Origin of the sequence: Rhodopseudomonas rhenobacensis, assembly GCF_014203125.1 — a bacterium.
Lineage (GTDB): Bacteria > Pseudomonadota > Alphaproteobacteria > Rhizobiales > Xanthobacteraceae > Rhodopseudomonas_A > Rhodopseudomonas_A rhenobacensis.
Genome location: NZ_JACHIH010000022.1, coordinates 26,095 through 39,875 on the forward strand (window position 1 = coordinate 26,095; position 13,781 = coordinate 39,875).

The 13,781-nt window shown below is 61.4% G+C and carries 10 protein-coding genes; 7 read left to right on the top strand and 3 right to left on the bottom strand.

Annotation, left to right across the window (positions count from 1 at the left end; all coding sequences use genetic code 11):
* The first annotated feature begins 120 nt into the window (after positions 1 to 120).
* Complete coding sequence (locus HNR60_RS16260) at positions 121 to 342, top strand: hypothetical protein (RefSeq protein WP_184259323.1); 222 nt, start codon at positions 121 to 123, stop codon at positions 340 to 342.
* A 558-nt stretch (positions 343 to 900) separates the two neighbouring features.
* Here the strand turns inward: HNR60_RS16260 and HNR60_RS16265 are convergent.
* The gene (locus HNR60_RS16265; protein WP_184259325.1) at positions 901 to 1,416 is read right to left on the bottom strand and encodes a hypothetical protein; all 516 of its coding nucleotides are present in this window, start codon (positions 1,414 to 1,416) and stop codon (positions 901 to 903) included.
* Positions 1,417 to 1,941: 525 nt separating this feature from the next.
* Here HNR60_RS16265 and HNR60_RS16270 point away from each other — a divergent pair.
* Positions 1,942 to 3,531, top strand: a complete 1,590-nt coding sequence (locus tag HNR60_RS16270; protein ID WP_184259327.1) for a hypothetical protein — start codon at positions 1,942 to 1,944, stop codon at positions 3,529 to 3,531.
* Complete coding sequence (locus tag HNR60_RS16275) at positions 3,524 to 4,666, top strand: hypothetical protein (RefSeq protein ID WP_184259329.1); 1,143 nt, start codon at positions 3,524 to 3,526, stop codon at positions 4,664 to 4,666. The genes HNR60_RS16270 and HNR60_RS16275 overlap by 8 nt, the downstream gene beginning before the upstream one ends.
* Positions 4,667 to 4,674: 8 nt before the next feature.
* Here the strand turns inward: HNR60_RS16275 and HNR60_RS16280 are convergent, their stop codons facing one another.
* Positions 4,675 to 5,187, bottom strand: a complete 513-nt coding sequence (locus HNR60_RS16280) for a hypothetical protein (protein ID WP_184259331.1) — start codon at positions 5,185 to 5,187, stop codon at positions 4,675 to 4,677.
* 143 nt (positions 5,188 to 5,330) lie between these two features.
* On the opposite strand from HNR60_RS16280, the gene HNR60_RS16285 reads away from it, so the two are divergent.
* From HNR60_RS16285 to HNR60_RS16300, 4 genes are all read left to right on the top strand, one after another.
* Positions 5,331 to 6,068, top strand: coding sequence for a tyrosine-type recombinase/integrase (locus HNR60_RS16285; RefSeq protein ID WP_184259333.1), 738 nt, complete (start codon positions 5,331 to 5,333; stop codon positions 6,066 to 6,068).
* Positions 6,059 to 6,322: a helix-turn-helix domain-containing protein gene (locus HNR60_RS16290; protein WP_184259335.1), complete on the top strand. Its 264-nt coding sequence runs from the start codon at positions 6,059 to 6,061 to the stop codon at positions 6,320 to 6,322. Before HNR60_RS16285 ends, HNR60_RS16290 begins: the two co-directional genes overlap by 10 nt.
* Before the next feature lie 199 nt (positions 6,323 to 6,521).
* Positions 6,522 to 11,546 (top strand): AAA domain-containing protein, encoded by a 5,025-nt coding sequence (locus HNR60_RS16295; RefSeq protein WP_184259337.1) that lies wholly within the window; start codon positions 6,522 to 6,524, stop codon positions 11,544 to 11,546.
* Positions 11,547 to 11,551: 5 nt separating this feature from the next.
* Positions 11,552 to 12,490 carry a tetratricopeptide repeat protein gene (locus HNR60_RS16300; RefSeq protein WP_184259339.1) on the top strand — a complete coding sequence of 313 codons (939 nt, stop codon included), beginning with the start codon at positions 11,552 to 11,554 and terminating at the stop codon, positions 12,488 to 12,490.
* Positions 12,491 to 12,701: 211 nt separating this feature from the next.
* On the opposite strand, the gene HNR60_RS16305 is transcribed toward HNR60_RS16300, so the two are convergent.
* Positions 12,702 to 13,541, bottom strand: coding sequence for a hypothetical protein (locus HNR60_RS16305; RefSeq protein WP_184259341.1), 840 nt, complete (start codon positions 13,539 to 13,541; stop codon positions 12,702 to 12,704).
* Positions 13,542 to 13,781 lie beyond the last annotated feature (240 nt).

A 13,781-nucleotide genomic window follows, 5' to 3' on the forward strand; every position in this document is an offset into this window, starting at 1 on the left:
TGGTGACACGGGACTAGGCCTTTGCGGATGCAGGCTGTGTCCCGAAAGGAAGACCGTCTTTTCAGCGCGCCAGAGAACCGGCGCCGATGCCACCAATGTCACTGTAGCCCCCCCGAAGGCATGACGAATCCGATCATCATACCGCCTCCGGGAGAACACAACGGCCTTTATCTATCTATGGCCGCAGCGGCCGCGCTTTCGGCTCCCGCGGGCTCGTCGCCGCGAAGCCTTCCGCTCGGCGGCCAGCAGCAGCTTTCGCACCTCGCGGTCGAGCGCCCGGCTGAGATCCATCACCTCATAGGCCCGCAAAGCGCGATCCATTGCGGTACGTTCTTCGGCTGACCAGTGGTCCGGCCGGGTGCACTCCTGCGGGCGCGAGGGCGCCAGCGCTGCACGCCTCCCCGCATGCCGAGTCCGCCCCGTATGGCGGACCTCCCCGGCCGGTTTGCTGCTTCCCTTTCCGGAAGGTTTTTGTGAACGGCGTTGCATTAGAGGTCGCGCGCCAGCCGTCTTGCCCGGCCCAAGCACAGGCCGCGGCTGTGCACGGAGGCGCTTTTGCGCTCAGCATGCGGGGGTGTGGTGGCCTCGCCATTCATTTCCGCAAGCACGTCTTCCGGTGCGCATAGAAGCAGCTTGCCTCGGTCGTTTCCGCGATGGTCCCTCCATGTAATATTTGTCACCAGCGATCTCCTTTAAAGCGAAAATGGGAACGCTGAGAAAAGCGCAGCTCAAATGAATTCACAACAAAACGGTTTGTTATAAAGAAATTATTTCACGGAGGAAGCGCGCGTGAATACGTGCGCAATCGCTTCAACACGGCCTTGTTCAACAAACTCTTAGTCGGAGCCGGTAACGGCTATCGCCGCGGCCTTCTGGTGGTTGCGCCGCAGCGATAAATCCTCAGACCGGCTTGCAGTGCAGAAACTGCGGCACGCCCTCGGGGTTCACGCGCGCCCAATAGAGGTGCTCCTCCTTGGTGAGCATGATCGCGTCGTCGTGAGGCGGCGCTCGCAACGGGCCATAGAGGGAATACAAGGGATAGGGCAGTTGGCAGACGTGTTTCCGGAAGAGATGTAACGCCAGTTGGTCGCGGTTGATCGCTTCCTTTGGACACGAAAAGATCACGTCCTGGCCGTCGGTCAGAAACTTTGCCAAGGCGTAGCGCGCTGGCGTCGACATGCCAAAACGGCCGTCAGCGGTGATAAATCCCGGCACATGGCGCGGGTCGCCGACACCCTGGCAGTAGTGCCCGTCTCGATACCGCGCCCGGATCAATGCCATCGCCTCCGGTCCGAAGAACGCTTCAAGATCGAGCGCGGGAGGTGGCGTTGCCGATGTACTGCCCGGCAGCGCCGCTGTGGCAGCGACGGCGACGGTGCTTTGAATCAGGGCGCGGCGAGAGAATTCCGGGGCCATGCGAGCATCCTCCAGCATGGCGGAGTCTGAATCATCGGAAGTGCTTGCGCAATCCTTTTCATAGACGCCGGGGAACCGCGAACCTTCTCGAAGAACGTTATCCGGCGGCCGATTCTGTGATCGTCGAGCGGCTTCGACGCGGAGGCATACTACAAATCCCGAATTCGACCAAGCGTGACCTGTCGCACCATCTATCATCTCGCCGTGGGCAAGCGCATTCCGCATCGGCACGATCATCTGCGCGCGAAAATCCGTCTTGCTCGCCTGGATCGTCGGGCAGGAAGCGGCATGTTGGGCGGCTGAACAGCCATCGCAGGCCGGGCGATAGACCTTACCTTCCGATTGAAGCGTGGCAGGCCCCACACTGCATTTACGAATTTTAACCAGCTAACCCCGCGATCCGGAACGGTCCTCACCGTCATTAAGCGTTCTTCACCTTTCACCCGGTATTCTCGAAGGGATATTGGCGGGCCTGTTTGAGCGGCGCCTGCGTTTTGACAATGAAATTATTGCGCGAGCCATCTGATGACGACGCATTCGCTACGTCCACCGAACGTTGACGAGACCCTTTACGCCGACCTTGTCGCCATGACGGCCAAGATGGCGCAGGAAAAGAACGTGCAGCTCACCGACACGATCGGCGCGCAGGCCGTGTGCAACGTCGCTGTTGAATCACTCGGCCCTCAGGCGCTGCAACGCGTTCGGAAAAACGATCCCGCCGCCACTATCTTGGCAGCGAAGGCGATTGATCGCGCGCTCGATCTCTGCGCCGCGACAGACGTGATGCTCCTCATGAACGCCAAGGCGGGTGTCGGCTTCGGCTATTGGAACAACGACCAGTACCGGATCGAGGCCTTTGTCGGGTGCCCGCCCGCGAACGACGAAGGACAGCGCCGCCATCGCTGGCCCGCACGGCTTGCGGATATCGTCGAGCGCTACGACGCGGCACGTTGGTCGCGCCCCATCTGCATCACACTGCCTCAAGGTCGCGCACGCACAAGCTATTTTCTCGACCGCGCGGCGCTTCAATCCGGTATCGCCGCCGCGCCTTCCTGGCCGCACCTTTGGCGTCTGATCCCGCCCGACGCCATGATCCCCACCTCCAGGCGCGACACCGCTTATGGCCCAGTGATTGAAACGCTGAACGACGGCACGGTCATCACCAGCTACTGGTATAACGGCATGTTGCACCGTGATCCCACAGAAGGCCCCGCCTGGCGTCTCAAAGGCGCGGGTCGCGAGCGGTCCGAATACCGCGTGGACGGGCGGCTGCATCGCCCTCATGCCGAGGGCCCCGCCGTGATCGACCGTGATGCTGCTCGCGGCATCGCCGCCGAGCATTACTATGCCGATGGCGAACTACACCGCCCAGCCAGCGAAGGCCCAGCGCAAATTGAAACCAATGCGGAAGGCGAACGCGTTCTTGAAGCCTACATCGAGCGCGGCCGGATGCATCGTGATCCCGGGGTGGGCCCTGCTCTCTATAGGCGCGATTTCGTCGCTCAGCGCTGGGAGTATTACGTCGATGGACAGCAGCACCGTCCCTCAGGCGAGGGACCCGCTGTCACCCATATCGATCTTTCCGGCCGCCTCGTTCATGAAGTCTACATGGAATATGGATTTTATCATCGCGAGGCGTCCGAGGGGCCAGCCTATTACACGCGCGACGGCGGCAAGGAGCATTGGACTTACGCCGAGAATGGGTGGTGGCATCGCGACGAGAACGCTGGCCCGGCTTTCATTACGCGTGATGCCGCGACGGGCTGCGTGCTGCGCGACGAATATTATTTCTGCGGCAAAGCGCATCGCAGTCATGGCCCGGCTGCGATCGAGTACGCCGAGAATGGCGCGATGCTCCTCCAAAGCTGGTTTTGCGAAGGTTGGTGTCATCGCGATCCCGTCGAGGGCGCCGCGGTTATCAGGCACGACGTCGAAGGCCGCATCATCGAGAGGCAGTACTGGATTGAAGGCATGCAGGTCCCGCCGCTCAAGCGGGTCCGCGCAGTCGTGGCGCAGGGCGACACCGTCGACACCCGCAAGGAGGCGGTAACGCGCACGATGGGCGACACCATGCGCGCCTCGCCCGTAGGTGATGGAGAGCCCGCCCATGGCTGAAACGCCGCAGGCATATTCTTCCGGTACTGTCCCGCGGGGCGTTTTGGCAGGCGCGCCGCCCGTGGAAAAATATACCCAATCGCAGGTCGCCGAGGCTCTGATGAGCATCGCGAGCAGCATTCTTCGTAAGGACGTCGATCGGACGACAGCACTAAACATGGCTGGCGTCCTATCGGTTTATGTCAACAATCCCGCCAACAAGGACTTTGCGCCGGGAGGCAATCTCACGGGCAATAGCGCGTTCACGGCTCTGGTCACGGAGAAGGTGCCGCTGCTTGCCTTGGCGGAGAAAGACCCGGCAGCGGCCATGGCCGCCGCAAAGGCCGAGCTAGCACGGGCGAATGTTTCCGGCGCGCCGCTGTCGGAGGCAACGCGTGCGGCACTGGGGCTTAGCCGCATCGCGGATGGAAGGGGAAATGCGAATGGGACAGGCGGCTCGGGCGAACGCGTATCGTCCGCCGGTTATACGCGCGAGCTTTCAGGAACAGCCTACACCGAGAAGATTGGCGTTTCAGCACGCGACGTGGAAGGCCTTGAGAAGCGCTTCGGCCATGACGCCGTGGCGCTCGCCACGCAGCAGATTCAGGATATGGGTCTGCGCGGTCGCCAGAACCTTGCTTACGCCGCCGAGTTCAAGGACGTGGCGGGTGCATTGCACGACGGCGACATTGCGCGCGCCCGGAGCATCGCGGCGCAGGAACCCGATCCACAGAAGAAACAGCGCGCCGAGCAATTCATCAAGAATTGGGAAGAAGCGCAGGCGAAACGGATTGATAGCGCAACGAAGGGCATGCCGAAAGCCGAGGCCGATGAGTTCAAGAAGGTCTATCGCGAACACGAAAACCATCCGGCAAATCCGGAGATTCAAAAGAAGTTCGACGCGATGAAGGAGAAGTACAAGGACAATCCGAAAATCATGCGTGAGCTAACGCGTCATGACCATGACGAAGCGCAGGTGACAGCAATCAAGAACAATAAGAGCTCTGAGAGTACAGCGCCGCAAGATCGGAATACGCATGAGAAGCAGGAAAATGCCAAGACTGCTGCACGCGTTGAGGACAAGTCGAAGATTGCCGCGGCAACGCAGGCGCAGGTGCAGAAGAAGAAAGCGGCTGCCTTAGCGGCGCTGGACTAGTGATATGCTTAAGCGCGGTCGCACTGCGCGATACGAGCCTTGAAGGCCTCTTTCATGGCGGGCGAGAGCGGTCCCTTGGCCTTCGCGGCGTTTATTTCCTGTGTAACCGCGTCCATGCACTTGCCTGCGCTAGCATCGCCTTGGATTTGACGATCCAACACCTGCTCTTGCTTCTTCAACCCTAGCCCTTTGAGCTGCTCGCGAAGAAGCGTGTTCCGTTGTTCGAGTGCCTCAACAAGCGGAAACATGTCCCCTTCCTTTTTCAGCGGCACATCCACGAAAGCGTTTTTAATTCCCAATTGTTTTCCAAGCATCTCATTTACCTGGACAAGACACATTGCCTTCGTGCCGAGACCGACATTTTCGCCCTTTTGAATTTTATCGTGGGTGAATTGGGTGCAGTCGGTGTTTGCGGTGATTTCCTGCGCGGCGCTCGTGCGGGGCGCAAACGAGAGGCCGACCATCGCAGCGGCGGTGAGCGCGAAGGCAGTCTTACGGAAAGATGATGGTCTGTAGAGCATGGTTTAGTCCGTGTTTTTATATAACACAAAACTGGCTAGGCGGGTTTAGTTACTTTACTTTCACTGCAACACTCTGGCCCATAACGTTGCACTCCTGCATTTTTTGCTGTAAAAGCGGGGGTGCGCAGGGTTAACTTTGCCGGATGACCAGCGACGCTCTGCCAGAAGTCTTTGAATCTTCTTCCCGATCGCCCTGTAACAATCTGGGCCAGAAGGTTTCATGCAAAGCGAAGGCGGCGCGATGGGCCTCCAGCGAGGCCGCGCTCTACGATCCAAAGGGTGAGCGGAAATATCTCAACCGCGATGAGCGCGCCCGTGTCCTCAACGTCATGGACACGCTCGATCCCGCCAAATCGCTGTTCGCTCTCGTGCTGGCATGGACGGGAGCCCGTGTGAGTGAAGTGCTCGCGCTCACCCCGGCATCTTTCCAGCTCGACAGCAGCGTGGTGACGATCGTCACGCTCAAGCGGCGCAAGCCGAGTATTCGTGAAGTGCCCATCCCGCCCAGCCTCATGGCGAAGCTGGAACGCGTCTTCGCGCTCCGGCGCATGCAGCAATCGGGCGTGGTCGTGCAACGGCTTTGGCCATGGTGCCGCGTGACGGCATGGCGGCTGATCAAGAAGGTGATGGCGCTGGCGCAGGTGACCGGGCGCGGTGCGTGCCCGCGCGGCCTGCGCCACGGGTTCGGTGTCGGCACGCTTCAGTCCGGCGTGCCGTTGAATCTCATCCAGCGCTGGCTCGGGCACGCGCGCCTGACAACCACCGCCATCTATGCCGCCGCGTGCGGGCCAGAGGAGTTAGCCTTCGCCCGTCAGTTCTGGCGCAGTATTCCAGCATCCAAGCCGGCACCACCAACCCTGCGGCCTCAGCCATGCGCATGATGCGCAAAGCCTCACCCGTCGATCTCGTCATCGGCGCGAATATTCAGTTTCACCGGCTGAGGCGCCGGTTGTCGCGGCAGGCTCTTGGCCAAGCGGTTGGAACGAGCGCCCAGCAGATCGAAAAATACGAGATCGGCAAGAACCGCGTCTCGGCCAGCCGTCTGTATGATATCGCGCAAGTGCTCGGCCTGACCTTCGACATGTTCTTTCAGGCTCCCGCGCTCAATGCACGGCGGGCCCGGTCGTCTACTTAAATTCACCCCCCTCGGCCAAGGCGCCTTCCCGGTGGCCGCCGGGTGACGGACGAAGCGTGCTCGTGGGCTATGCCGGGTACGGGGCGGTTGCGGTTAACTACCGCAAATATAACAAGCTTTGCGGGGGATCATTCCAGTTGAACAACCCTCCAAAATCCGCGACCATCGTGGCGGCTGGGAACTTCTTCTTGGATCGCCTTTGACCATCACTGACGACGATACTGCCCAAGATCGCTTGGCGGCACAGCGGCTTACGGGCCTCCTCGACTATGTCGAGGCGCTCGTTAAGCTCGACGAGCGCGTCGCCACGAGGCTATCGCAGCACAAATTGGCCGACGGCTCGCAATTCATACTCCACCAACACGAACTCGCCGGCCTGCCGGGCATCAAGAGCGACTTTGCCGACAACGATGGGCCGATCTGGCTGCGCGTTCAGCGGCTCCAGCGCTCCACGCCGCCCGAAGTCGGACAAGACTGCGCCGAATGGATCGATATTTCCAACGATCCCACCCGAGCGCCGGAAATCCGCGAAACCGTGCATCACCGGCTTCCCGAAGCGGAGCAGCAGCGTCTTGTGGCGGAAGGCAAGGCGCGCGCGGAGGACTGCATCCGCTCGCTGAAGATCGCCAAGTCCGATCCACAGCACGAGATTTTTTTTGATGTGATGTTACGGCTCGAAGACCGGCCGGAGTTACGGGCGACGCTGGAATCCTATTGCGCAGGGCCGTGGGCGCGCTGGTCCGAACAGGAGAAGCCGCGGCGGCGCTCGATCGCCATTTACCAGCGTCTCTTTGAAATCGCGCAGCGTTTGCTCCAATCCGGGGGAGCGGAGTCGACCGAACTTGTCTGGGGCATCGGGCTATCCCGCTGGAACCGGGCGGGTGAGCTTATCGACCTGCCGATGATCGAATGCGGCGTCGAAATTGAGATCGCCGAGACCGGCAACGCGGAAATCACAGTGCGGCCGCGCAGCGGGGTATCCCGCGTCGAACTCCGGCCTTTCGAAAAGCTCGCGGGCCCGCGATTTGTGCTCGCAGAAGACGCCGCACGGCGTTGTATCCGCTTGCTTGAAGGCCCGGATAGCGAGGGCATTTCCCCGTTCCGGCAGGAGAGCTTTGAGCCGATCTTGAAGACCTGCGGCAACCAGCTTGATCCGGAAGGCCGTTACCTTCCCGACCACAAGTCGCTCCCGGCGGCCGATCCCGTCCCGGAAGCCGAAGGAGAATTCCTTAACGTCAGTGACCGCTACGTCCTCTATGCCCGCAGACGTTCCAGCAACTCAGTTCTCCGCGACATCGATCAGTTGAAGGACGCGGTTGCCGCTGAAGGGGAGGAGCCCGCCAAGATAGAAGGCTCGACCCGGACGCTCGTCCTGGGCCCGTCGGACGGCATCGATGACACGTTCGCACCGCTCGGCGACCGGCTCGGCGCTGCCGATGGGCTGCCGGTCGATAGCGACGAGGAGCCGGTGGATGCCGATCACGGCGATCTCTTCTTCCCCAAGGCCTTCAACGACGAGCAGGTCGAGATCATCCGCCGCCTGGAAAAGTCCGAAGGCCTTGTGGTGCAGGGGCCACCCGGCACCGGAAAAACGCATACCATCGCCAATATCATCAGCCACATGCTTGCGACCGGACGCCGCGTGCTGGTGGTCTCCCACGGCGAGACCGCGCTGCGCGTCATTCAGGAGCAGCTTCCGGAAGGTGTGCGCGATCTTGCGATCAGCGTCACGACATCCGAACGTGAGGGTCTAAAGCAGGTCGAGAAGGCGATCGGGCTCATGCTCGGGATCGTCAACACGATCGACACGAACCGCAGCCGTCAGGTCAAACTAATCCGCGATCTTGAATCCGGTATCGCCGCCAACCGGAAACGGCTCGCCGAGATTGATGAGCAACTCGCCGCGCTCGCCGCACCGCACATGTCTTCCGTGCCGGGCTCCAAGCAGTCCCCTTATGAGGCCGCCAAGCGCCTCGTGGAAAACCGCGACCGTCATGCGTGGTTCACGGACCGGCCCAGCCGGCCGCCTAGCGATGGGGGTGTGAGCCGCGCCGACATGGACGCGCTTTTCGGCGCGCGCAAGTCCGTCAAGGATTGTCTTAAGTACCTTGGCGAACGCTTGCCCAGTCCTGCCAATCTGCCTGATCCCGAGACCGTGCGCGGCTGGCACCAGGACCTGATCGCGGCCAAAGACCTCACGGCGGACACGGAAGCGCTGGAACCCCTGACCCGGCGCGCGATTGCGAAACTCGGCCTTGAGGGGGCTGATAAGCTTGCAAGCGGCCTCAAGGGCCTCGCCTCCCGGATGGAGGCGCTCAAGCGCCACGCATGGGCATGGGAGTTGGCGGAAGATCTCAGGGCCGATGCCGCGGCGGCGCATCGCCTTGACCCGCTCGCACGGTCATTTCTTGCCGATGCGCAAGACTTGATTGCGCGGCGCGCGGCTTTTCTCGCGCGGCCGGTTGAGCTGCCGAAGGAATTGCCACCGGAAAAGCAGCTCGCGCAAATTCTGGATACCCTCATTGCAGGCAAGAACCCGTTCGGGATGTTGGCATTCGCAACGAAAGCCCATCAGCCTACCTTTGAGGCCATCCGGGTGGCGGGGGTCAGGGCGGCCGTGCCGCATGATTGGCAGCATGTGCGCGTGTTTATTGGCTTCTGCACCGAGGTGGAGAGCCTTTCGGCACGCTGGGATGCCTTGCGCCCCGAATTGTCGGCTCCCGCCGAGATCACGTTCGGGCTTCCGGCCCTTTCATCGCTCGCGCATCTCGCCGATACGCTGAACGCAGCACTTATTGCCGTCCCAACGGAACTCAAGAATCTCTCACGGCAACTCGCGGTAGCGCTCGCCAACGACGCGGAAGCGAACGCGGTCCTGCAACACCCCGCGGCGATCACTTCGTTTGCGGATGGCTTATCGCGGCACGTATCCTCGGTGCGGCTTTCCGCCGTGACCCGGAACGTCGCGGAAACGGCTGCGCAGTTTGACGACAGCGGAAGCGACATTGCCGGCTACGCCAAACAAATTCTCAACGAATTGATTGGAACGCCTACACTCGACGCCGGGCAACTGACGCAGGTCTGGCATAGCCTGCGTGCCCGGCTCGCGCATGTACGATCGTTGGAGCCGCTCTACGACCGCATCACGGCGACGACGCGCGCGATCGCGCTGGCCGGCGCGCCGGTCTGGGCCGAGCGTCTCCGTACCGAAGCCGCCCAGGACGACGGCGATCCGGCGGCACCGGCGGACTGGGCGGACGCGTGGGAATGGGCCACCCAGCTCACCTATCTTGAGAGGATCGGCGCCACGGCTGATCTCGCCCATCTTCACCGCGAGCGTATCGAAACGGAGAAAGCTTTACGCGAGAGCTTTGCCACGCTCGTCAAGGAGCGGACCTTCTACAATCTTGCCGCCACCATGAAGGGCTCCGCCAAATCTGCGTTGCAGGGCTTTGCCAACATCATTCGTAGGCTTGGCCCCGGCACTGGTACCGGACAGCGCGCCGTTCTGCACCGGCAGAATGCACGGCAGGCGATGCAGGGATGCTATGACGCCGTGCCCTGCTGGATCATGCCCGCTTGGCGAGTCTCGGAGCAGCTTCCGGCAAAGCTCGGCAGCTTCGATCTCGTGATTCTGGACGAAGCTTCGCAATCGGACGCCCGGGAGCTGCCCGCCTTGCTTCGCGGCAAGAAGATCCTCGTCGTCGGTGACGACCGGCAGGTGAGCCCAAGCTCAGCATTCCTCTCGATCGCCAATATCGCGCGGTTGCGCCACAACTTCCTCAGCGAATTCCCATTCAGGGCGGAGGTCGAGCCGGGTGCGTCCATCTATGACCTTGCGCGCGTCATGTTCCCCGCAAAGTTTGTGATGTTGAAAGAACACTTCCGCTGCGTCGAGCCGATCATCCGCTTCTCGATGCAGTTCTATAACGAAAATCTGATTCCGCTCCGCGTGCCCAAGCCGAGCGAAAGGCTCGATCCACCCCTGATCGACATCTATGTCGAAGACGGGCAGCGCCGCGGCAAGTCTAAGGTCAATCCGGCCGAAGCCGAGGTCATCGTTTCCGAAATCGAGAAGATCGTCGAGGCAACGCCGCCCGCGGCCGACGGAGTCTCGCCGCCCGCTCGATCGATCGGCGTCATCTCGCTGATCGGGGCCGACCAGGCCCTCCACATTCAGAAACTGCTCATGGAGCGCATCGGCGAAGCCGCCATGGTGCGGCACCGTGTCGTATGCGGCGACAGCGCGACCTTGCAGGGCGACGAGCGCGACATCGTATTTGTTTCGATGGTCGCAGACCGCACGCGCAAACAGTCGCAGACCTCGATCCAGTACCAGCAGCGCTTCAACGTGGCCCTCTCGCGCGCGCGCGACCGCATGGTCCTGGTGCGCTCGGTCCGCGAGGAGGATTTAAACCCCAAGGATCTCAAGGCGAGGGTCATTGCTCATTTCCGCGCCCCGATGCCGAAGACGGAAAGCCCAACCGCCGAGCTGATCGATCTTTGTCAGTCGGAATTCGAAAAAGCGATCTTCCGGCCGCTCGTCGAGCGGGGCTACTACGTGACGCCGCAAGTCGGGTCCGTCGGCTTTTCGATCGACATGGTCGTGGAAGGAGAGGGCGGAAGGCGGCTTGCGATCGAGTGCGACGGCGACCGCTATCACGGTCCGGATCGGTGGGCCGACGACATGCGCCGTCAGCGAATTCTGGAGCGGGTGGGCTGGACGTTCTGGCGCTGCTTCGGATCGAATTTTAGCCTCGATCCCGAGGGGGTGCTCCAAGACCTTTTCGCCACGCTTGAGCGGATGAAGATCACTCCGGTCGAACATGAAGCCGTGGGGCGTGGCTTCTCCGAACACCGCACCGAGAGGGCCAAACCCGCCGAAGCGTCTCCCGGCACATCCTCATCCGGCAGCGACGTCATTGCACCGTTGGTATTGCCGGGCGATCAAGAAGATGCGGAAGCGCAGGAGCCGGAGACCCAGCTCCGAGAAGGCGACCGCGTTGTCATTCGCTACCTGGACGTCGAGCCGTCGCGGCCCGAATTTTACACGATCAGCAATACGCATGATGACCGGATCAACGGGTTTCTGCTTGTAACATCCCCGCTTGGACAGGCGCTCGCCGCGGGAAGCGCCGGGGACGAACTCACATTCCTTGAGGCCGGGAAGGAGCGCGCATTCCTTTTTGTCTCGCTGGAATCGGCCTCCGCGCAAGCCGCCTGATTGCCATGGGCCTCTTCGGTTCACTCTTCGGGAAAAAGGACGCCGGTGCAGAGGCCGCGTCGGATGCCGCCGACGGTAGCTTTCTTTCCGACTTCATCAACATTCCGTCGCGTGACTTCTTCGGGCCTTTCGCCAAATCGCCCAACGGGCGCTACACCCTTGCATGGTGTGACGGCGGGCCCGACCAGTCGCGCAAGGGGCGTTATTTCCTCCTCGACCGCGGACGCATCGTCGTCGAGGGCGGCATGCCGCGTCCGAACGGTGGTCACATCGTCGATAGCGGCGTCTTCATCCTCAACGACTGGGGTTCGATTGAAACGCTGAGCGGGACCTTTACGGCGTTCGATCCGGACGGCACCGTGCGTTTCAGACGATCCCTCCACGCCAACCTCTTCAACAACGGCCTCTCGAATGACGGGCGCCTTGCAGTCTGCCAAATGGCGAACGCGCCGCATGAGGACGGAGGTAAGCTGTTTGTGTTCGACCTTGCGGCTGGCGCGCAGATCGCTTCCTGGTATCCGGAATCCGGTTGGGCCAACTCCTATGAATTTCCGGAGGACGGCCAGACCATCCGGCTCGTCTACCGCGACCGTGGCGCGTTCGCCTATGGCGTCGATGGCACTTTCATCGATCGTATGAGGTGGCTGGCCGTAGGCCTGCAGGTTGGCGACCTCGGCATCGTGCAGACGTTGCTCGCGGAAACCAACAACCAACCGACGCTCGCTCTCGTCGAGCAGCTTCTCGGCGGCATTGACGTTGCGCTCGCATCGTCCACCTATAACACTCCAAAATGGCGGGCGATTGCGTTCAAACTTCGCGGCTTATGCCTTGAGGCCATCGCGGAGGTGGGACAAGCGCTGGTCGCTTACGATCAAGCCCTCGCGCTCGATCCCAAGGTCGGCGTCAAACGAAAGGCCGACCAGCTCAGGAAGGTCGTTCCGTAAGACGCGGTGTGACTTCAAGGCGAACAAGTCGCTCGCGGCTTACGCCAGCCGAACATTTACTCGTCGGCATGAATACCGACCTGCTTCCCCTATTTATATCAGGGGGGAGGAGCTTATATTCATTGTTTGTAGGGTCAGCGTTCCGCGCGGCAGGCGTTGGATAATGCAGACTGCTGTGCGCCGGCCGAACATGATTATTCCCCTCGCCGCCTCAGCCGTTAAGATAGCGGGCGACGCCCACCCGCATGAATTCGAGCAGACTGTTCCGGCGGCAAAACTGCCCGGCGGTGTCGTTGAAGCCACTTGAACTGCGCGCGTAACGCGGGGGATATCCCGGTTCGCTACATCGGGCTTTGACGTAATCCGTGACGCCTGGCGTGCGTTGGAGCAGCGCGATCTCAGAGGAGTTGAGGAAATACATGTCGTCCGGATCGGTGGCGAACATGCGGTTGATGATGAACGGCGCGACACCCTTGCGCCACAAGAATTCAGATAACTTTCGCTGGTCACGCAGATATTGGCTATTCGTTTGCGAAACAGAATAAGGCACGCCGCGGGCATCCACATAGGTAAAGCGATGAATGCCAATTGTGTTGCCATCACGCGTGAACCCGCTGACCCAGATGAAGAAGCAGGCGCTTGCACAGGTGCATTCGTCGCCGTCAGGATCGGTGGTGTCGGCCCCGGCGCCCGGCTGAACGATGTCGCGTGACACCTGGGTGAACCCGCATATGGGCGCGCTGCCGCCCTGCGGAAGCGTCGGACTGCGCACCTGCGCCCGCAACACATAGATCTGTTCGCCGATATCGACCGCGTCGTCGACCGCGCCACCGGGCGAGGAGATCGTCACGCGATATAGCACAAGCCCAGCGCGCAGGGCCGGCGTGACGAGCCGCCGGAATTTCTGCGCGTCGCCTTCATCGATGTGACCCCAGAGACTGACGTAAGCGAGGCCTTGCTGTGGATCGGTCTGCAATTTCATGGAGAGGCCGAACGCTGCGCCGTTGGTTGCCAGCACGATAGCGGCGATGGATAGAAGTAAACGAAGCATGCGAGCACCTTGTTGCATTCAAGGCCTCACTAGAATGCTTGCGCGTCCTGCCCGCAAACCTACGCATTGGCGTTCCTTGCCATGCCTTATTCATCATTATTACGAATGCATGGGTGGTATATTTCATCGTGCACGTGCGCACCGCTTAACACATCGTTCGCCGGGACATGCGCGGCCTAGCGCGCAAAGATGCACCTAGCCGCAGAGCAACATGATGCCTGGCGCGGCTACGTCGATGCG